This window comes from Streptomyces sp. B5E4, assembly GCF_039871555.1.
Classification (GTDB): Bacteria; Actinomycetota; Actinomycetes; order Streptomycetales; family Streptomycetaceae; genus Streptomyces.
Window position 1 is genome coordinate 110,065 of record NZ_JBDPMI010000005.1, and the last position, 19,464, is coordinate 129,528.

The 19,464-nt window shown below is 74.8% G+C and carries 16 protein-coding genes, 1 pseudogene and 1 riboswitch; of the genes and pseudogenes, 9 read left to right on the forward strand and 8 right to left on the reverse strand.

The features are described 5' to 3' along the window. Window positions 1-40 precede the first annotated feature (40 nt). Window positions 41-1,108 carry an anthranilate phosphoribosyltransferase gene (gene trpD, locus ABGA99_RS09260; protein WP_347575412.1) on the forward strand — a complete coding sequence of 356 codons (1,068 nt, stop codon included), beginning with the start codon at window positions 41-43 and terminating at the stop codon, window positions 1,106-1,108. A 116-nt stretch (window positions 1,109-1,224) separates the two neighbouring features. Further along, window positions 1,225-1,342: riboswitch (SAM riboswitch) on the forward strand. A gap of 180 nt (window positions 1,343-1,522) precedes the next feature. Then, window positions 1,523-2,916 (forward strand): annotated as a pseudogene (locus ABGA99_RS09265) (aminotransferase class V-fold PLP-dependent enzyme). Window positions 2,917-3,053: 137 nt separating this feature from the next. Here ABGA99_RS09265 and ABGA99_RS09270 read toward each other — a convergent pair. The 6 genes from ABGA99_RS09270 to ABGA99_RS09295 form a co-directional block, all read right to left on the reverse strand. Then, a complete protein-coding gene (locus tag ABGA99_RS09270; protein WP_347575414.1) occupies window positions 3,054-4,256 on the reverse strand; it encodes a glycerate kinase in 1,203 nt (400 codons plus the stop codon). A gap of 56 nt (window positions 4,257-4,312) precedes the next feature. Next, a complete protein-coding gene (locus ABGA99_RS09275; protein ID WP_347582462.1) occupies window positions 4,313-5,737 on the reverse strand; it encodes an SLC13 family permease in 1,425 nt (474 codons plus the stop codon). A gap of 90 nt (window positions 5,738-5,827) precedes the next feature. Continuing rightward, window positions 5,828-6,520, reverse strand: a complete 693-nt coding sequence (locus tag ABGA99_RS09280) for a response regulator transcription factor (protein ID WP_347575416.1) — start codon at window positions 6,518-6,520, stop codon at window positions 5,828-5,830. Next, window positions 6,520-7,935, reverse strand: coding sequence for a HAMP domain-containing sensor histidine kinase (locus tag ABGA99_RS09285; RefSeq protein ID WP_347582463.1), 1,416 nt, complete (start codon window positions 7,933-7,935; stop codon window positions 6,520-6,522). The genes ABGA99_RS09280 and ABGA99_RS09285 overlap by 1 nt, the downstream gene beginning before the upstream one ends. Before the next feature lie 3 nt (window positions 7,936-7,938). Beyond that, entirely contained in the window at window positions 7,939-8,280 is a 342-nt protein-coding gene (locus ABGA99_RS09290; RefSeq protein WP_347575418.1) for a hypothetical protein, read from the reverse strand. 86 nt (window positions 8,281-8,366) lie between these two features. Beyond that, window positions 8,367-8,648, reverse strand: coding sequence for an Lrp/AsnC ligand binding domain-containing protein (locus ABGA99_RS09295; protein ID WP_018837650.1), 282 nt, complete (start codon window positions 8,646-8,648; stop codon window positions 8,367-8,369). Window positions 8,649-8,826: 178 nt separating this feature from the next. Between ABGA99_RS09295 and ABGA99_RS09300 the strand changes: the two genes are divergently transcribed. The 6 genes from ABGA99_RS09300 (at window position 8,827) to ABGA99_RS09325 (ending at window position 14,869) form a co-directional block, all read left to right on the forward strand. After that, window positions 8,827-10,185 carry an NYN domain-containing protein gene (locus tag ABGA99_RS09300; protein ID WP_347575419.1) on the forward strand — a complete coding sequence of 453 codons (1,359 nt, stop codon included), beginning with the start codon at window positions 8,827-8,829 and terminating at the stop codon, window positions 10,183-10,185. A gap of 305 nt (window positions 10,186-10,490) precedes the next feature. Next, window positions 10,491-11,513 (forward strand): NlpC/P60 family protein, encoded by a 1,023-nt coding sequence (locus tag ABGA99_RS09305; RefSeq protein WP_347575420.1) that lies wholly within the window; start codon window positions 10,491-10,493, stop codon window positions 11,511-11,513. A 168-nt stretch (window positions 11,514-11,681) separates the two neighbouring features. Then, window positions 11,682-12,722, forward strand: coding sequence for an NlpC/P60 family protein (locus ABGA99_RS09310; protein ID WP_347582464.1), 1,041 nt, complete (start codon window positions 11,682-11,684; stop codon window positions 12,720-12,722). Window positions 12,723-12,850: 128 nt separating this feature from the next. Continuing rightward, entirely contained in the window at window positions 12,851-14,077 is a 1,227-nt protein-coding gene (locus ABGA99_RS09315; RefSeq protein WP_347582465.1) for a hypothetical protein, read from the forward strand. A 56-nt stretch (window positions 14,078-14,133) separates the two neighbouring features. Continuing rightward, entirely contained in the window at window positions 14,134-14,727 is a 594-nt protein-coding gene (locus ABGA99_RS09320; RefSeq protein WP_347575423.1) for an XRE family transcriptional regulator, read from the forward strand. A 16-nt stretch (window positions 14,728-14,743) separates the two neighbouring features. Continuing rightward, a complete protein-coding gene (locus tag ABGA99_RS09325) occupies window positions 14,744-14,869 on the forward strand; it encodes a DUF6126 family protein (protein ID WP_347575424.1) in 126 nt (41 codons plus the stop codon). Window positions 14,870-14,892: 23 nt separating this feature from the next. Here ABGA99_RS09325 and ABGA99_RS09330 read toward each other — a convergent pair whose 3' ends face one another. After that, on the reverse strand, window positions 14,893-16,137 hold the full coding sequence (locus ABGA99_RS09330; protein WP_347582466.1) for a glycosyltransferase 87 family protein: 1,245 nt from the start codon (window positions 16,135-16,137) through the stop codon (window positions 14,893-14,895). Between the two features lie 104 nt (window positions 16,138-16,241). Between ABGA99_RS09330 and ABGA99_RS09335 the strand changes: the two genes are divergently transcribed. Then, entirely contained in the window at window positions 16,242-17,435 is a 1,194-nt protein-coding gene (locus ABGA99_RS09335) for a glycosyltransferase family 4 protein (RefSeq protein WP_347582467.1), read from the forward strand. A gap of 147 nt (window positions 17,436-17,582) precedes the next feature. Here ABGA99_RS09335 and ABGA99_RS09340 read toward each other — a convergent pair whose 3' ends face one another. After that, window positions 17,583-19,403, reverse strand: a complete 1,821-nt coding sequence (locus ABGA99_RS09340; RefSeq protein ID WP_347575427.1) for an AMP-dependent synthetase/ligase — start codon at window positions 19,401-19,403, stop codon at window positions 17,583-17,585. Between the last annotated feature and the right edge of the window lie 61 nt (window positions 19,404-19,464).

Consider the following 19,464-nt stretch of genomic DNA (forward strand, 5'->3'; position numbering starts at 1 on the left):
TGACGCCCGACAACTGAGACGACCCCCGGGACGGTGTGCCATGAGCGTGCAGACGGCAGCAGGAGGCGACAGCACGGCGGCGCGTTCCTGGCCGGATGTCATCAGCGCGCTGATCGCCGGGCAGGACCTGGGCGCCGAGGACACCGCCTGGGCCATGGACCAGATCATGTCGGGCACCGCGAGCAACGCGCAGATCGCCGGATTCGCCGTCGCCCTGCGCGCCAAGGGCGAGACGGTCGCGGAGATCTCCGGGCTCGTCCGCACGATGTACGCGCACGCCAACACCATCTCCGTCCCCGGCCCGACCGTGGACGTCGTGGGCACCGGCGGCGACCGGGCCCGTACCGTCAACATCTCCACCATGTCCGCGATCGTCGTCGCCGGGACCGGCGCGAAGGTCGTCAAGCACGGCAACCGGGCCGCGTCCTCCGCCTCCGGCGCCTCCGACGTGCTGGAGAAGCTGGGGGTCAACCTCGACCTGGCCCCCGAGCGGGTCGCCGAGGTCGCGGAGGAGGCGGGCATCACGTTCTGCTTCGCGGTGAAGTTCCACCCCGCGATGCGGCACGTCGCCCAGACCCGCAAGGAGCTGGGCGTCAGCACCCCGTTCAACTTCCTCGGCCCGCTCACCAACCCGGCCCGGGTCGGGGCGCAGGCCACCGGCGTCGCGGACGCCCGGATGGCGCCGATCATGGCCGGGGTGCTGGCCGAGCGCGGCACCTCGGCGCTGGTCTTCCGCGGCGACGACGGGCTGGACGAGCTGACGACGACGGCCACCTCCCAGGTGTGGACCGTGCGCGGCGGCGCGGTGCGCCAGGAGCGCTTCGACCCGCGGGACGTGGGCATCGAGCTGGTGCCGGTGGAGGCGCTGCGGGGCGCGGACGCCTCGTACAACGCCGACGTCGCCCGCCGGCTGCTGGCCGGCGAGACCGGCCCGGTGCGCGACGCGGTGCTGCTGAACGCGGCGGCGGCGCTCACGGCCCTGGACACCGACGCGGACGGCCCGCTGCCGGACCGGATCGCGACGGGCATCGTACGGGCCGCGGAGTCGATCGACTCGGGGGCGGCGCTGCGCGTGCTGGAGCGCTGGGTCGCGGCCAGCAACGGCTGAGGCGGACGCGGGGGGACCTCCTGCTCCGGGTCACTCCCCGCCGATATCCGGAGAGTTGCGGACAGTCCGGGCAACCGGGTTGCGCCGCGGCTCTCCGGTGCGCATACTCCTGACCAGGTCACGAGCGACAGCGATCAAGGCCCCGGCCCGCTGTCCGGCAACCCTCCGTCCGTGGCGGGGTGCCCCGGGTGATGACCGGGCCGCAGGCAGCGAGGTCTGCGGCAAGCGCGGACCCCTCGCGAATCCAGGGGTCCTGGTCGGCCGAGGGAGTTCCGCCGTGAGCAAGCGAATGCGCTAGGGGCCAGCCGCCCCGCCGCCGCTGCGCGCGTCTTTCCGCCGGGTGCCGCGCGCGTCCTTTCCGGGCCGTACGGGCCCGTCACCCCGCATCTCCACGCCTGCTCACGGGAGTTCCGCATGTCCGCGTCCACGCTCACGCCCGCCTGTCTGCCCGTCCTCGGCCGGGACGTCCGCGCCCCGCTCGTCACCGGCGGCGACGCCGAGTACGCCGCCCTGGACTACGCCGCCAGCGCCCCGGCGCTGCAGCGCGTCTGGGACGACGTCGCCGCATACGCGCCGTACTACGGCGCGTGCACCGCGGCGCCGGCTACCTCTCGCAACTGTCCACCGAACTCTTCGAGTCCAGCCGTGCGACGGTCGCCGGGTTCCTCGGCTGCCGCCCCGACGACCAGGTCGTCTTCACCCGCTCCACCACCGACTCGCTCAACCTGCTGGCGACCGCGCTGCCGCCGGGGACCGAGGTCTACGTCTTCGAGACCGAGCACCACGCCGCCCTGCTGCCCTGGCAGCACGACGGGTCCGCGGCCGGCCGGGTCACCGTGCTCGCCGCGCCCGCCGGCCCCGAGCAGGCGGTGGCGGCGCTGGACTCGGCGCTCGCCGCGCGGGTCGGCGACGGTCCTGCGCTGGTGTGCGTCACCGGCGCTTCGAACGTCACCGGCGAGCTGTGGCCCGTACGGGAGCTGACCGCGGCGGCGCACCGGCACGGGGCGCGGCTGGTCCTGGACGCGGCGCAGCTGGCGCCGCACCACCCGGTGGACGTGGCGGACCTGGGCGTGGACTGGGTGGCCTTCTCCGGGCACAAGCTGTACGCACCCTTCGGCGCCGGCGTCCTGGCCGGCCGGGCGGACTGGCTCCAGGCGGCGCCGCCGTATCTCGCGGGCGGCGGCGCCAGCCGGCGGGTGCTGCGCGCGGCGGACGGGGGACTGGACGTCGAGTGGCAGACGACGGCGGCGCGGCACGAGGCGGGCTCGCCGAACGTCATCGGCGCGTACGCGATCGCATCGGCCTGCAAGGCGCTGACGCAGGCGGGGTTCGACGCGCTGGTGGAGCGGGAGCGGGCGCTGGTGGCACGGGTCCTCGCGGGGCTTGCGGCGCTGCCGGGGGTGCGGGTGCTGTCGCTGTTCGGCGCGGACGCGGCGCGGGTCGGGGTGATCTCGTTCGTGGTCGACGGCTGGAGCAGCTCGCATCTGGCGGCGGCGCTGTCGGCGGAGCACGGGATCGGGGTGCGCGACGGGCTGTTCTGCGCGCACCCGCTGGTGCGGGCGCTGCTCGGCGAGGCGGGGGAGTCGGCCGAGTGCGGGGGCGGCGCGTCCGAGGGGGAACGGCCGCTGAACGCGGTGCGGGTGAGCTTCGGGGCGGGGACGCCGGACGAGCACGTGGACCGCTTCCTGGCGGCGCTGGGGTCGCTGGTGCGCGACGGTGCGCGGTGGTCGTACCGCACGGTGGACGGCCGCTGCGTACCCGCCTTGGGCGCGGTACCGGCCGGAGGCGGGGCCCCGGCGGCGGCCTGACGGCGGCCGCCCGGCGTGCGCCGTCCGCGGCGCCGCCCCGGGGCGGTGCACGCGTGCGTGCGGTACGTGCCCTCGCCGCCGGCCGCTCCCGCCGGCCCGCCGCAGGCGACGCCGTGCCTCCGCGGCCGTCCCCCGGCTCAGGCCGGCGGCCGCACCGCCGCCGCGGGCACGGGGGCGGCCGGGCGGCCCGCGAGGGTGCTGCCGATCAGCACCATGCGCAGCGTCCGTTCCGCCGCGTCCGCCAGGAACTCCCGGGCGTGCAGCAGTGCTTCGGGCAGCGCCATCGGGCCCGGGATGATGGTCCCGTAGGCGTCGACGCCCGTGTCGTGGATCTCGTGTGCGCCCTCGCCGATGGTGCCGGCGAGGGCCAGGACCGGGCGGCCGTGGAGCTTGGCGCGGCGCGCCACCTCCGCGGGCACCTTGCCGCGCGGGGTCTGGTGGTCGAGGGCGCCCTCCGCGGTGATGACGAGGTCGGCGGCGGCCAGCCGGGCGTCGAGGTCGAGATGGCCGAGGAGCACCTCGAAGCGGGGAAGGAGGCGGGCGCCGACCGCCGCGAGGCCCGCGCCGAGGCCGCCGGAGGCGCCCGTGCCGGCGCCCAGGCGCAGGTCGGTGCCGGGGGCCGGGAGGTCGCGGGTGAGGACGCCGGCCCAGCGGTCGAGGGCGGCGGCCAGCTCCTCGACCTGCTGCGGGGAGGCGCCTTTCTGCGGGCCGAAGACGCGGGCGACGCCGCGGGGGCCGCAGAGCACGTTGTACGGGTTGCAGGCGACGAGCAGCTCCGTTTCGGCGAGCCGGGGGTCGAGCCCCGCGGTGTCGATGCGCGCGAGGCGGGCGAGGGCGGAGCCGCCGGGGGCGAGGTCGCGTCCTTCGGCGTCGGACAGCCGGGCGCCCAGGGCCGTCAGGGCACCGGCACCGCCGTCGGAGGTGCCGGAGTCGCCGCAGCCGACGATGATGCGGCGGACACCGTGGTCGAGCGCGGCGCGGATCAGCTCGCCGACCCCGTACGTCGTGGTGCCGCCCGGATCGCGCCGCGGGTGCGGCACGAGCGCCAGGCCCGCGACGGCCGCCATCTCCACCACCGCGGTGGTGCCGTCGCCGAGGAGGGCGAAGTGGGTCTCCAGCCGGTCGCCGAGCGGGCCGGTGGCGGTGTACGGGACGAGCCGCCCGCCGGTCGCGGCGGCCAGCGCCTGCGCCGTACCCTCGCCGCCGTCGACGAGGGGGATCAGGTCGACGGCGGTGTCGGGCAGCACCCGGCCGACGCCTTCGGCGATGGCCTCGGCGGCGGCCTCGGCGGACAGGGATTCCTTGAAGCCGCTGGGGGCGACGACGACGCGGTCGAGCATGAGATCTCCTGAGGGTCGGAGGGAGGGACGAGGGCCGGCGGCCGGCGAGCGGAGGTTCAGCGGTCGAGGACGGGCACGCCGAGCAGCGGCCAGACGGCGAGGGCGAAGAGCAGCACCAGCGCGGCCGTCAGCGGCGCCAGCACCGCGGCCGTACGCAGCAGGTCCCGCGGCGTGTACGTCGCCACGCCCGGTATGTCCGAGAAGAGCGCGACGGGCTTGGCGGACGCCGGCAGGGTCTGGCAGAAGCCGGCAGCCGCGGTGGACGCCAGCGCGGCGGCGACCGGGTTGACGCCGGCGGCCAGCGCCGCGGCGATGACCAGCGGGACGAGCACGCTGGAGCGCGCGGAGCGGGACTGCAGCACGAGATGCGCGGCGGTGCTCACGGCGACCACCCCGGCCAGGAACGCCCACGCCGGCACCGACGAGCCGCCCGGGAGCCCGGAGACCAGCCACGCGGCGGCCTTCGACTGCGACAGCGCGATGCCCATCGCCATCGTCGCCGCCATGAACAGCAGCAGCGACCACGGCACCGTGCGCAGCGCGTCCTTCAGCCGTACGGTCCCTATCACCGGCGACGCCGCGACCACCGCGCCGATCAGCGCCACGACCGCCGGCGGCACCCGGTGCAGCGGTTCGCTGCACCACAGCACCACCACCGTGCCGAGCAGCAGCGCGCACCGCGCCTCGGCCTGCGACAGCGGCCCGGTGACCGGCTGTTCGGTGTGCTCCTGGATCTGTTCTGCGGTCAGGTGCACCGGGCCCTTGCGGTCCGCGCGCTTCGTCATCGTCAGCAGCACCACCTCGGCGGCGAGATGGGCGGTGGCGATCGCCAGCGGCAGCCCGAGCAGCAGCCACTCGGTGAAGCCGATCTGCTCCCCGGTCGCCTCCCACAGCACCGACACGGTGATCAGGTGCGCCCCGGCGCCGATGAGGGTCGCCACCGCGGAGAGCAGGATGACGGTGGGGAAGAGCAGTGCCAGCATCACCACCAGTCGCTTCCGCTCGCCCAGCGCCTTGGCCAGGGCGAGGAACACCGGCAGCGCGAGCGCCGCCCGGCCGGAGGTGGCCGGGACGGCGAAGGCGGTGACGACGAGCGCCGCGGTGGTCAGATGCACCAACTGCCGTACGGAGCGCGCCCCGGTGACCAGGAACGCCGCCGCCCGGCCCGCCAGGCCCGTACCCGCCACCGCGGCGGCGAGCACGAACGCGCAGATCAGCAGCCACACGGTCTCGTCGCCCAGGGTGCCGAACAGCGTCTCGCTGTCCAGCACCCCGGTGACGACGAGCGCGAGCCCGGCGCCCAGCGCGATGAACGTGTCGTCGATCGGCGTGCCGATCCAGGCGCAGGTCGCCAGGGCGAACACCGCGAGGGTCAGGCGCCCGTCGGCCGTCAGCCCCGGGGCGTTGCCCGGGACGGCCAGCAGGGCGCAGATGCTGAGGGCCACGCACAACGTCGCGGTCTGGCGAAGGGAGAGGCTCACGGGAAAGAGCCTCTGCGGCGGCCGTGAGCCCCTGATGAGCCGAAGATTAAGGAGATTTCACCTTTTACCCGGGTGTCACCCGAAAGGGTGTCAGCGTGACGGCTCGGGTTCATCCGGCCGGCGGGCGGGCAGCCGGTAGCCCATGCCGCGTACGGTCTCCACCCGCTCGGCGCCCATCTTCTTGCGCAGCGCGCGTACGTACACGTCCACGATGTTGGAGCCCGGGTCGAAGTCGTAGCCCCACACGTGGGAGAGGATCTGCTCGCGCGAGAGCACCTGCCCGGCGTGGCGCAGGAAGAGTTCCAGGAGCACGAACTCACGGGCCGTCAGGTCCACCATGCGCCCGCCGGCCTGCGCCCGGCGCGTGCGCAGGTCGAGCGAGAGGTCGCCGCTGCGCAGCACCGTCACCTCCGGCGCCCGCGCCGCCGTCCGCAGCCGCAGCCGCACCCGGGCGAGCAGCTCCTCGAAGCGGAACGGCTTGGTCATGTAGTCGTCGGCGCCGCCTTCGAGCCCGGCGACGGTGTCGGTGACCGACGCCCGCGCGGTGAGCACGATCACCGGCACCGTCGAGCGCGCCTCGCGCAACTGGCGCAGCACGGTGAAGCCGTCCAGCACCGGCAGCCCGATGTCGAGGACGACCAGGTCGAAGCCGCCGGTCAGGGCGAACTCGTACGCGGTGTCGCCGTCCGCGGCGACGGTGGTGGTGAAGCCGTTGGCGCGCAGCCCCTTCTCCACGAAGGAGGCGATGCGTTCCTCGTCCTCGGCGATGAGAATCCGGTTCATCACAGACCCTCCTGAAGGATCAGGGTAAAGGTGGCCCCACCGCCGTCGGTGGGGCTCAGTTCGACGTGGCCGCGGTGGCCCTCGGCGATGGCCTTGACGATGGCCAGGCCCAGGCCCGCGCCGCCGCCGCGGGAGCCGCGGCGCGCGGTGCCGCGGCGGAAGCGTTCGAAGATGAGGTCGGCGTCCTGCGGCGGGATGCCGGGGCCGCTGTCGGCGACGTAGAGCTCGACGTGCCCGTCGGCGGCCCGCGAGCCGATCCGGATGTGCCCGCCGGGCGCGGTGTGCTGCACCGCGTTCTGGGCGAGCTGCACCATGGCCTGCGTGACGCGCTGCGGGTCGAGGCGCCTCTCGCCCTCGGCGACCTCGCTCAGCTCCCAGTCCCGCTCGCCCAGCGTTCTGGCCTTGACGAAGACGTCCGCGGTCAGCTCCGCCAACTGCACCGGCTCCGGGTCGACGAAGTCCGGCCGCTCGGCCTTGGCGAGCAGCAGCAGGTCCTCCACGATCCGGGTCATCCGGTCCAGCTCGTCGGTGACCAGCCGCAGCGTCTCCTCGCGCTCCGCCGGGTCCTCGCCCATCAGCTCCAGATGCCCGCGCACGATGGTGATGGGCGTCCGCAGCTCGTGCCCGGCGTCGTCGACGAACTCCCGCTGCGCGGCGAACGCCCGCTCCAGCCGGTCCAGCATGGCGTTGAACGTCGCCGCCAGCGCCGCCGTCTCGTCCCGGTCGGCCCGCCCGCGCACCGGGATCCGCCGGGTCAGATCCTGCTCCGTCAACTGCGCGGCGGTCTGGCCCACCAGCCGCACGGGCGCGAGGATGCGGCCCGCCACCGCCCAGCCGATGGCGCTGACGACCACCAGCGCCATGGCCGAGATCATCAGCATGATGACGAACACATCGCCCACCTGCTCGCGTTCGCGCTCGGTGTGGATGGCGACGACGAACGCCGCCGCGTCCGGCTCCTCCTTGGCGCCGATGCCGACCTTGGCCCAGCGCACCTCGCCCGAGGGCCGGTCGAGGGAGCCCGTACGGTCGTCGGACTCGAAGATCGTCCGGCGGCCCGCGTCGTCCTCCTCCAGCGGCCGGGACATCGTCAGATCCCGCGGCTGGACGAGCTGCTTCGGCCCCGGGCCGGGCTGGCGCACCAGGCCCAGCAGCTCCTCGTCCGGGTCGGCGTACTGCCGCTCCAGGAAGACCGTCAGCAGCCGCGTCGGATCGGTGAAGGGACGGCTCGTCTCGGGGTCGACGCCCCGCTCGTAGAGGCTCGCGAACTCCCGCGTCTCCTGCGCCAGCAGCCGGTCGACGCGGTGGTCCAGGTCGCGCAGCAGGATGGAGCGTGTGGTGCCGGCGACGGCGGCGAGGGCTGCCGTCATCACCACCAGCAGGAGAAGAAGAATGCGGGCACGCGCGGAGATCATCGATCAGTCGTCGGACTCGTCGTCGTTGCCGCCGCCGGTGTCGTCCCCGGTGTCGTCCCCGGTGTCGTCCCCGTCGTCGTCGCTCGCGGTGCCCGACGGATCGGTGGTGGGCCCGTCGCGTACCGGCGGGGGCGAGACCGTCTCCTTGCCCGTCTCCTCGCCCGGCGACGTCCCGGACGACGGCGAGGTGGACTCCGCCGGGGAGGACGAGCCGCCCTCCATCTCCACCCGGGCGGGCGGCGTGGGGTCCTCCGGGTCGTCGGTCAGGGCGTAGCTGGTCGCGGCGACGCCCAGCGGGATCGCCACCACGGCGGTCAGTGCGGCCATGCGCTTCGAGAAAGCCATGCGTCCGAGGCTGCGGCCGGCGGATGCTGCGCAGCGTGAAGGGCGGATGAGAGATTCTTCATCTACGGCCCCGCGCGCGCACCGCGCTACTCCTCCAGGCCGATCGCGAAGGCGGCTTCGAGGTCGTGCTGCGAGTACGTACGGAAGGAGATGTGCGTCTCCGTGGCCGCCACGCCCGGGACCTTGCTGATCCGGCCCGGGATCACGTCGGCCAGATCGTCGTGGCGCGCCACCCGGACGATGGCGATCAGATCGTGCGCTCCCGTGACCGAGTACACCTCGCTGACCCCGTCGATCGCGGCGATCGACTCCGCGATCTCGGGAATGCGGTCCACGTCGGTGTTGATCAGAACGATCGCAGTGATCATGTGTGCGCTCTCCCTCTCGGACCCGCGTGCGGCGCTCACTCTATCTGTCTGCCTAAGACCTCGCTCCAGGTCGTAGGGTGGGGGCACGGCCTGCGACGACGGTCGGTGCGCCGGGCCGGCGCCGGCGCCGGACGGCCCGGCCGAAGCCGCGGGGATCGCTGAGGCGGAAGGGTGACCGGTGGTGGAGCCGAGAGAAGGCTCGGGCGTCTCCTCCGAGGAGGACGCGGCCGAGGTGCTCGACGGCCCGCTGCCCGAAGGAGTACGCCGCCGGATCGTCACCCTGGCCGACGAGTGCTTCGGCGGCCTGACCGTCGCCGAGCTGCCCCCGCAGCTGCGGCAGTACGCCCGGTTCACCCCGTCCCGCCGCGTCAAGCTCGCCGGCAACGCGATCGCCGCCGCCCTGGAGGCCGACGACGCCTTCCGCGACCGGATCGCCGGGCGGGCCGCCGACCTCCAGCCCGAGCTGGCCGCCGCGCTGCGCGGCGGCAGTCCGCCGGCCGCCGCGGAGCCCGTCGACGTCGCGGCCCTGGCGTATCTGCTGCGGCCCCCGGGCTGGGTCAAGCTCATCGCCGCCGTCGGCGAGGAGGAGCAGCGCGCCGGCGCCGAGCGGGCCGGCGAGGAGGCCGCCCGCGAACTGGCCCGGCTGCGTACGGAGCTGTCCGAGGCCCGCGCCGCCGCCCGCGGCGAGTCGGAGCGCACCCGGCACGAACTGGAGGCGCTGCGGCGCGAGAACGAGGGCCTGCACCGCCGGCTGCGCAGCGCGCTCAGCGACGTCAGGCGCGGCGAGGCCGCCGTCCGCAAGCTCCAGCAGGAGACCGCCGCGGGCCGTGAGGAGGCCGCCGCCCACCTGGCCGCCGCCGAGAGCGAGGCCCGCCGGCTCCGCGCCCGGCTCGGCGAGGCCGAGTCGGGCCTGGAGGCCAGCCGCCGGGCCGCCCGCGAGGGGCGCAGCGTGGAGGACATGCGCGTACGGCTCCTCCTCGACACCGTCCTCGACGCCGCCCAGGGGCTCCGCCGCGAACTCGCCCTGCCGCCCGCCCGGATGACCCCCGCGGACACCGTACGCGCGGTCGAGCCCGGCACGATGTCGCCGAAGGACGTGGCCGCCCGCGCCCTGTCCGCCACCGACCCGGCGCTGCTCGACCAACTGCTCGCCCTGCCGCATGCGCACATGGTCGTCGACGGCTACAACGTCACCAAGACCGGCTATCCCACGCTCCCGTTGGAGAAGCAGCGCCTGCGCCTCCTCGGCGGCCTCGCCGGCCTCGCCGCGCAGACGGGCGCGGAGGTGACGTGCGTCTTCGACGGCGCGGAGCTGGCCGCGCCGGTGCTGCTGGCCCCACCGCGCGGGGTGCGGGTGCTGTTCAGCAAGCCGGGCGAGACCGCGGACGAGCTGATCCGCCGGCTCGTCCGGGCCGAACCCACCGGCAGACCCGTCGTGGTGGTCTCCGCCGACCGCGAGGTCGCCGACGGCGTCGCCGCCGCGGGCGCCCGGCCCGTCTCGTCCGCGCTGCTCCTCAAGCGGCTCGCGCGGAGCTGACAACGGGGGAAACGCGGGCGAGTTCGGACAACCCCGCCGTCCCTCGCGGGTGCGGACAGTTCGCCGCTCCGAGTCCAACTCGTTGTCGAACAGTGACTACTGGCCGTGTGATGTGAGTAAAGAAACGCGCTTCGGGGGGACTTTTTTGCCGGAGGGATTTGAACGGATCGCCGATGCCTCGTTAGTGTCTGGCCCGAACCTTCGTGCTGTCGATCGCTCATCCGGGGCGAACGCGAGGGTCCCGCCGGTACCGGGGCATCCCCAAAGCCACGGTCGGGCGGCTGGAGGAAGAGGAGATCGCCTTCGTGGCGTCCCACCGTCGACCGAAGCAGCCGAACCGGGCCAGGGTCACCGTCTTCACCGCGACCGCCGCCGCGGCCGTCGCCCTCTCCACCCAGAGCGCGCAAGCCGCCCCCGACAAGGACGACGTCAAGCGGCAGGTCGACAACCTCTACGAGGACGCCGAGCGCGCCACGGAGAAGTACAACGGCGCCAAGGAGCGGCAGGACAAGCTCGAAGAGGACGTCAAGGAGCTCCAGGACAAGGCCGCCCGCGGCCAGCAGGAGCTCAACGACCTCCGCGACGGCCTCGGTTCGCTGGCCACCGCCCAGTACCGCAGCGGCAGCATCGACCCCTCCGTGCAGCTCTTCCTCTCCTCCGACCCGGACACCTATCTGGACAAGGCGTCCACGATGGACCGGGTCAGCGGCAAGCAGGCCGAGTCGCTGGAACGCATCGCCGACAAGCAGCGCAGCCTCGCGCAGCAGCGCCAGGAGGCGGGCGAGAAGCTCAAGGACCTGGAGGAGACCCGCAAGGAGCTGGGCTCCCAGAAGAAGAAGGTCCAGGACAAGCTGGGCGACGCCCGGGCGCTGCTCAACCAGCTCACCGAGGAGGAGCAGGCCGCGCTCGCCGAAGAGGAGCAGCGCGCCAGCCGCGAGGCGGAGGACCGCGTCGACCTCGGCGACGTCGCCCCGGGCTCCTCGCACGGTGCCGCCGCTCTGTCCGCGGCGCAGAGCAAGCTGGGCGCGCCGTACGTCTACGGCGCCACCGGCCCCAGCTCCTTCGACTGCTCCGGACTCACCGGCTGGGCCTTCTCGCAGGCAGGCGTCTCGCTGCCGCGTATCTCGCAGGACCAGGCCAACGTCGGCACCCGGATATCCTCGGTCAGCCAGCTCCAGCCCGGGGACCTCGTGTTCTTCTACAGCGACCTGCACCACGTGGGCATCTACGCGGGCAACGGCCAGATCATCCACGCCCCGAAGCCCGGCGCGGTCGTGCGCTACGAGGCCGTCGGGAACATGCCGTTCATGTGGGGCGCGCGGGTCTGATGCCCGCCGGGGCGCCCGCCGCGGCCACCGTGCCGCCCGTTCGGGCGAATTGCCGACACCGCGCGTTTCGAACGCTCCGCGGGTGACCTGCGTCGGCATCCGGGCGCCGACATCGCACCGGGGGAAGGTTCTTGGTCTGCGCGTAGTCGCGTGGTTACTGTCTGCCGCGTGTCAGCACATCGACGATCCACCCGGCCCGGCGGTGCCGGCCGGCTGCGTACCGGCGTCCTCACCGCCGCCGCGGCGGCGGCGCTGTCCGGCTCGCCCGCCGTCTTCTCCGGCCTCTCCGACGCGGCCCTGGCCGCCCCCGACGACCACGCGGAGGCCAAGGAGCGCGTACACGACCTCTACGCCCGGGCGGAGCGGGCCACCGAGAAGTACAACGCGGCCAAGGAGCGCACCGAGGAACTGCGCCGCAAGGCGGAGCTCCTCCAGGACCGCGCCGCCCGCGACCTCGCCCGGATCAACCGGATGCGCAGCGAACTCGGCTCGCTCGCCGGTGCGCAGTACCGTTCCGGCGGGATCGACCCGAACCTGACCCTGATCCTCTCGGAGAGCCCCGAGGGCTATCTGGAGAAGGCCGCCACCCTGGAGCGCATCGGCAACCGGCAGAGCGGCCGGCTGCGCCAACTCGTGGGCCTGCAGCGCGGGCTGGAGCAGCAGCGGGTACGGGCCCGGGACACGCTCGCGGAACTGGAGCGCGAGCGCGACGCGCTGGCCGGGCACAAGCGCGAGGTCACCGACCGGCTCGCGCAGGCACGGCGGCTCCTCAACTCGCTGCCGGAACAGGAGCGTCCCGACCCCGGCGGCGCGCGTGCCTCCCGCTCCGCACCGACTCCCGACTTCGGCTCGGCGCCGGCCTCCGGCCGCGGCGCGCTCGCGGCGGCCGCGGCACGGGGTGCGCTCGGCACCCCGTACATGTGGGGCGGCGCCGCCCCCGGCGGGTTCGACTGCTCGGGCCTCACGCAGTGGGCGTACGGCCGGGCCGGGGTGTCGATCCCGCGTACGTCGCAGGCGCAGCGCTACGCGGGCCGTCAGGTGCCGCTGGGCGAGGCGAAGCCGGGAGACCTGGTGACGTACCGGGCGGACGCGAGCCACGTGGCGATGTACGTGGGCGGCGGCCAGGTCGTCCACGCGCCGTACCCGGGCGCGGCGGTGCGCTACGACCCGGTGGGGATGATGCCGGTCGCGTCGGTGACCCGGCCGTAGGAGGAGGGGCGGGGGATGCGGGGGCCCACCTCACCCGCACTCCCGCCCCAGGGTAGGCCGCCCCTCTGACAACACGGCCCCCGTCACCCGCGCCGCACCGCGGGGGCCCGGCGACGTACGCTCGGGGCGTGGCAGGCGTACGGACCGTGGTGCTGGTGCTCTGTGCCGGGCTGGTCGCCGTGCTGCTCGGCGGCTGCGGCGAGGACGACGGGCCAGGCGACGCCACCCGCGCCGTCGCCGACCTGCTCCGGCAGCGCTCCGCCGCCGTCCGCGACGGCGACGAGGCCGCGTACCTGCGCACCGTCGACCCGCGGTCCGGCCCGTACCGGCAGCAGCAGCGCACCGCCTTCCGCAACCTCGACGCCCTCCCGCTCGCCGCCTGGACCCTCCGCCTCGACGACACCCTCCCGGTCGCCGCCGAACGCACCACCGCCGACGTCCGCCTGACCTACCGCCTCAGCGGCTACGACACCGGCGACGCGACCGCCGGCCAGCGGCTGGAGTTCGTACGCCGCGACAGCCGCTGGTACGTCGCGGGACCCGCGCCCGGCAGCCGCCCGCAGCCGTGGGACCAGGGCCCGTTGGCCGTCGTACGCGGCACGCACAGCCTCGTGCTCGGCGCCGGCCACCCCGGGGCCCCCGGCCGCCCCGGGGCCCGGCCGCGCGCCGTCGCCGCCGCCGCCGACCGTGCGGTGACCGACGTCTCCGCCGCGTGGGGCGGCGCGTGGGCGCGCCGCGTCGTGGTGCTGGTGCCCGCGTCGCAGGCGGCGATGGGGGAACTGCTCGGCGCGGGGCCCACGGCCTACGCGGGCGTCGCCGCCGTCACCACCGGCCGGCACCGGGACCGCGCCCCCGCCGACCGCGTCGTGGTCAACCCCGAGGCGTACGACACCCTCGGCACCCTCGGCCGCCGCATCGTCCTCACCCACGAGACCGTCCATGTCGCCACCCGGGCCGGCACCTCCCCCGCCACCCCCCTCTGGCTCTCCGAGGGCTTCGCGGACTGGGTCGCCTTCCGCAGCACCGCCGGCGACCCGCGCCACGGCGCGCCCGAACTCGCCCGCGCCGTGGCCGCCGGCCGCCTGCCGCGGGCCCTGCCCGCCGACGCCGACTTCACCCGTCAGGAGGGCGGCGACGGCGACCCGGTGGCGGAGGCGTACGGCGGAGCGTGGCTGGCGGCCCGGATGGTCGCGGACGAGTGGAGCCCGGACCGCCTCGTGGCGCTCTACCGCGCCATGGGCGCCGCGGAGTCGCGCGCGGAGGCGGTCGGCCCGGTGCTGCGGGCGGAGCTGGGCGTGGGGCCCGGGGAGTTCACGCAGCGGTGGCGGACGTATCTGGAGCGGGAGCTGGGATAAGCCTGTTTTTGCCTGAGAGGCAAGGAGTTTGACTCCGGGGCACTCCCGGTGGCTCAATGGCCGGTATGAGCACCGACCACCCCCAGGCGCCCCACCTGCGCGAGCTGCGCAGGCGGGCCGGGCTGACGCTGGAGGCCGCCGCCGGGAGGGCCGAGCTTTCGCCGGCGCATCTCTCCCGGCTGGAGACCGGGCAGCGGCAGCCCTCGCTGCCGGTGCTGCTCACGTTGGCCCGGGTCTACGGTACGACGGTTTCCGAACTGCTCGGCGAGGTGCCCTCGGCGCAGACGTCGGTCGTCCGGGGAGCCGACGTGCCCGTGCGCGAGGCCGGGGGATGGTCGTACCGGCAGGCCGGCGGGACGGATCGGGGGATGCAGGCGCTGCGGGTGTTCGTGCCGTACGACGCCGCCCACCGCGATCTCGTACGGGTCCATCCCGGCGAGGAGTGGCTGTACGTGCTCGACGGGCGGATGCGCCTCGCGCTCGGTGACCGGGAGCACCTGCTCGATCCGGGGGACAGCGCCCAGTTCGACTCGCTCACCCCGCACCGCATCGCCGCCGCCGAGCCCGGCGGGCTCGGGCTGCTCTTCGTCCACACGCTGCTGCAGAGTGCCGTCACCGGGCTGTGCCTGGGTGACGGCACCCGGCACTGACCCCAAGGAGACCGCCGTGTCCAAGCGTGTCGAGGAGAGATTCCCCCGCGGCCTGGTGATCCGCCTCATCGTCTACATCTTCGTCGGCCACCTCTTCGCCGCCTTCCTGCTGCTCCTCTTCAAGGCGGGCGGCGGCGCGTAGCCCGCGGACGAGCTACGCGGCCCTCACCACGTCAGCATGTCGTTCTCCCGCGCGGTGCGCTGCCGCGGCACGGCCGCCCGGCCGTCCCCCGGGCGGACCGGCGCCGTCACCGTGGACCGCCACAGCCGCCGGCACGCGATCACCGTCGCCGCGACCAGCAGCCCGTTCCGCACTGCCAGCAGCGCGATCCCGAACCCGGTGCTCCCCACGACCTCGCCGAACCACACCGGGAACTCCGCCAGCGTCACCCCCGTCGCCGCCAGCACAAGACCCGCCGGCAGCGCCATCCGTGCCGCCCGCAGCGTCAGGCACACCGCCGCCAGCCCGACGAGCCAGAGCAGGTACTGCGGGCTGATCACCCGGCTCGTCGTGGTGAACAGCAGCGCCCCCGCGAACGCCGCCTCGCACCCCGTCCTCGCCGTGAACTCCCGCGCGCGCAGCCGCCACAGCACCAGCCACCCCATCGCCAGCACCGAGAGCCCCAGCGCCAGGTCGCTGACCAGGCCGACGCCGGGACCGAGGAACTCCATGGAGCCGTAGTGCAGTTGTACGGTGCCCCCCCAGCCGTGGTGCCGGCCGACGTGGAAGACCAGCGCGCCCAGCGACTCCACCTCCGTGCCGCGGTCGCGCTGCGCCGTGACGAAGTCGAACGCCCCGGGCATCGCCACGGCCGCCAGCAGCCCCGTCCCCGCCGCCGTCCCCGCCGCCGCGCCCCACGACAGCCGCGTCGCCCGTCCGCGCGCCGCGCCCAGCAGCACCAGCGCCGGCCACACCTTCAGCATCGCGCCGAACCCCGCCAGCGCCCCCGCCACCGCCGGCCGCCGGGCCGCGGCCAGCAGCGCCGCCACGGCGACGGCGGTGACCATCACGTCGTAGCGCGCGTACGCGGTCGGCCCCAGCAGCGGCACTCCCGCCACCCAGAACCACGCCCCCGCCCGCGACCGCCCGGCGCCGCCCCCGGCCCGCAGCAGCAGCGCCAGCACCGCCGCGTCCGCCGCACAGGCCAGCGCGAAGAAGGCGTGCGCGTAGCCGAGGAACGGCAGCAGCCCGGGGGAGAGCACCGGAAGCGCCGCGCCCGGCGGGTACTGCCAGCTCACGTCGTCGACGGGGAACGTGCCGGTGCGCAGCACCTCGTACCAGCCGCGGTAGATCACCTCGACGTCACTGGTGACGTCGGGCCCCGGCAGCGTGACCGCACCCAGCACGAGCAGGAGCAGGCCCGCGCGGGTCAGCGCCCACGCCGCGACCGGCGCCGCGACCCGTGCCATGGCTCGACCTCCGCCCCGCCCCCGTGTGCGTCCGACGACACTACGACACGGCTCCGCCCGGCCGCAGGTACCCGGCACCGCCGGCCCCGGTACTGTCGGCCGCGATGCACACGGAACCGACCCGCAAGCCGCCGGCCCGCACGCCGGCGCGCAAGACGCTCATCGTCACCAACGACTTCCCGCCCCGCCCCGGCGGCATCCAGAACTTCCTGCACAGCATGTGCCTGCGGCTGGATCCCGAGCAGGTCGTCGTCTACGCCTCCACCTGGAAGCGCGACGCCGAAGGCCGCGCCGCCACCCGGGACTTCGACGCCCGCCAGCCCTACCAGGTGATCCGCGACCGCACCACGATGCTGCTGCCCACCCTGCGCGTCACCCGCCGCGCGGCCGGGCTGCTGCGGGAACACGGCTGCGGCTCGGTCTGGTTCGGCGCCGCCGCGCCGCTGGGGCTGATGGCGCCGGCGCTGCGCCGCGCGGGCGCCGAGCGGATCGTGGCCACCACGCACGGGCACGAGGCGGGCTGGGCGCAGTTGCCGGTGGCGCGGCAACTGCTGCGGCGCATCGGTGAGTCGACGGACACGCTCACCTACCTCGGCGCGTACACCCGCTCCCGGATCGCCCGTGCGCTCACCTCCGAGGCAGCCGGACGCATGGTGCGGTTGCCGCCGGGTGTCGACGAGACCGCGTTCCACCCGGACTCCGGCGGCGACGCCGTACGCGCCCGCCTCGGGCTCACGGACCGGCCGGTCGTCGTCTGCGTCTCCCGGCTCGTCCCGCGCAAGGGCCAGGACACCCTGATCCGCGCGATGCCCCGGATTAGGGAGTCCTGGCCGGAGGCGGTGCTGCTGATCGTCGGCGGCGGCCCGTACCGCGGTGATCTGGAGAAGCTGGCCGCGGCCACCGGCGTCGCCGGCTCGGTGCGCTTCACGGGCGCGGTGCCGTGGGAGGAACTGCCCGCGCACTTCGGGGCGGGCGACGTGTTCGCCATGCCGTGCCGCACGCGGCGCGGCGGGCTCGACGTGGAGGGTCTGGGGATCGTGTACCTGGAGGCGTCCGCGACCGGCCTGCCCGTCGTCGCGGGTGACTCCGGCGGGGCCCCGGACGCAGTCCTCGACGGCGAGACCGGGTGGGTGGTCCGCGGCGGCGCGGAGCGGCAGGCGGCGCAGGTGGCGGAGCACGTCGTGACGCTGCTGGGCGACCCGGAGCTGCGCGCGCGGATGGGCGCGCGCGGCCGGGCATGGGTGGCGGAGCGGTGGCGCTGGGACCTGCTGGCGGAGCGGCTGACGTCGCTGCTGTGAGGGCGCGGAGCGGCGCGTACGGTACGGGCCGGGGCCGCGGTCGTACGCACCGGTCCCACTCGGGCACGTACACGGCCGGCATTCGGCACCGGCCCGTGAGCGCACTCCGTACGAAACCCCTGGAGAACCCCCTGCGGCCGCCGCGCCCTACCGCTCGTACAGCGCCTCGATCTCCTCCGCGAAGTCCTTCGCCACCGCGCCCCGCTTCAGCTTCAGCGACGGCGTCAGATGCCCCGACTCCTCCGTGAACTGCCCCGGCAGGATCCGGAACTTGCGCACCGACTCCGCCCGGGACACCTGCGCGTTGCCGTCGTCCACCGCGAGCTGCACCGCCGCCCGCAGCTCCGCGTCGTCCGCCAGCTCCGCCGCCGTCCCGCCCTGCTTGCCGTTCTCCGCGGCCCAGCGGACGAGGAACTCCTCGTCCAGTGTGATCAGCGCCCCGACGAACGGCCGGGCGTCGCCGACGACCATGCACTCCGCCACCAGCGCGTGCGCCCGGATGCGGTCCTCCATCACCGCGGGCGCGACGTTCTTGCCCGCCGCCGTGACCAGGATCTCCTTCTTCCGCCCGGTGATGGACAGATACCCGTCCTCGTCCAGGCTCCCGAGGTCGCCGGTGCGCAGCCACTCGCCGTCCAGCGCCGCGGCCGTCGCGTCCTCGTTGGCCCAGTACTCCTCGAAGACATTGCCGCCGCGCACCAGCACCTCGCCGTCGTCGGCGATGCGGATGGTGCATCCCGGCAGTGGCTGGCCGACGGTGCCGATCTTCGGGCGCTGCACCGGGTTGACGGTGATCGCGGCGGCGGTCTCGGTCAGGCCGTAGCCCTCCAGGACGGTGAAGCCGATGCCGCGGTAGAAGTGCCCGAGCCGCTCGCCGAGCGGGGCGCCGCCGGAGATCGCGTGGGTGGCGCGGCCGCCGAGGACGGCGCGCAGCTTGGCGTAGACGAGCTTGTCGAAGAGCGCGTGCCGCAGCCGCAGCCCGAAGGCGGGGCCGCCGGTGTCCAGGGCGCGGCTGTACGCGATGGCGGTGTGGGCCGCCTTGTCGAAGATCTTCCCCTTGCCGTCGGACCGGGCCTTGGCGCGGGCGGAGTTGTAGACCTTCTCGAAGACGCGGGGGACGCCGAGCAGCAGCGTCGGCTTGAAGCCGGCGAGGTCGTCGGTGAGGTTCTTCACGTCCGACACGTGCCCGAGCTTCATCGGGGCGACCATCGCGGCGATCTCCACCAGCCGGCCGAAGACGTGGGCGAGCGGCAGGAAGAGGAGGATCGAGCTGTCGCCGGGCCGGAAGAGCGGGCGCAGTTGCTCCACGGCGTTGCCGCACTCGGCGAGGAAGGCGCCGTGGGTGATGACGCAGCCCTTGGGGCGGCCGGTGGTGCCGGAGGTGTAGACGAGGGTCGCGGGGGAGTCGGCGCCGGCCGCGGAGCGGTGCTTCTCCAGCGTGGCGTCGGAGACCTCGGCCCCGGCGGCGGTCAGTACGGCGACGGCGCCGGGTTCGTCCCCCTCGGCGCCGGGACCGCCGTCGATCCGCCACACCTCGCGCAGCAGCGGCACCCGGCCGCGTACCGACTCGACCGCCGCGGCGTGCTCCGCGGTCTCCACCACGCACGCCACCGCGCCCGAGTCGCTGAGGATCCACTGGATCTGCTCGGGCGAACTGGTCTCGTACACCGGGACCGTCACGCCGCCAGCGGTCCAGATCGCGAAGTCCAGCAGCGTCCACTCGTACCGCGTGCGGGACATCAGCCCGACCCGGTCCCCGGGCCGCAGCCCGGCCGCGACCAGGCCCCTGGCCGCCGCCTCGACCTCCGCGAGGAAGTCCGCGGCGGACACGTCCTGCCAGTCGCCGGCGGCGCTCTTGCGGGCGACGACGGCCAGGTCGGGGGTGCGGGCGGCGTTGGTACGGATGAGGTCCGTCAGGTTGGCGTCCGCCGGGACCTCGTACAGGGCGGGAAGGGCGAACTCTCGCAAGACGCTGCTCCTCGACGTTCCGGTGGGCCACCTGCGACCCTATCCCCACGGGGGCGTCTTG

Bases quoted from the DNA above. Each gene is read 5' to 3' on its own strand.
- ABGA99_RS09330 (WP_347582466.1), bottom strand. From the start codon at position 16,137: ATGGCACGGGTCGCGGCGCCGGTCGCGGCGTGGGCGCTGACCCGCGCG.
- ABGA99_RS09290 (WP_347575418.1), bottom strand. From the start codon at position 8,280: ATGGCTTTCTCGAAGCGCATGGCCGCACTGACCGCCGTGGTGGCGATC.
- ABGA99_RS09285 (WP_347582463.1), bottom strand. From the start codon at position 7,935: ATGATCTCCGCGCGTGCCCGCATTCTTCTTCTCCTGCTGGTGGTGATG.
- ABGA99_RS09295 (WP_018837650.1), bottom strand. From the start codon at position 8,648: ATGATCACTGCGATCGTTCTGATCAACACCGACGTGGACCGCATTCCC.
- ABGA99_RS09280 (WP_347575416.1), bottom strand. From the start codon at position 6,520: ATGAACCGGATTCTCATCGCCGAGGACGAGGAACGCATCGCCTCCTTC.
- ABGA99_RS09270 (WP_347575414.1), bottom strand. From the start codon at position 4,256: ATGCTCGACCGCGTCGTCGTCGCCCCCAGCGGCTTCAAGGAATCCCTG.
- trpD (WP_347575412.1), top strand. From the start codon at position 41: ATGAGCGTGCAGACGGCAGCAGGAGGCGACAGCACGGCGGCGCGTTCC.
- ABGA99_RS09335 (WP_347582467.1), top strand. From the start codon at position 16,242: ATGCACACGGAACCGACCCGCAAGCCGCCGGCCCGCACGCCGGCGCGC.
- ABGA99_RS09320 (WP_347575423.1), top strand. From the start codon at position 14,134: ATGGCCGGTATGAGCACCGACCACCCCCAGGCGCCCCACCTGCGCGAG.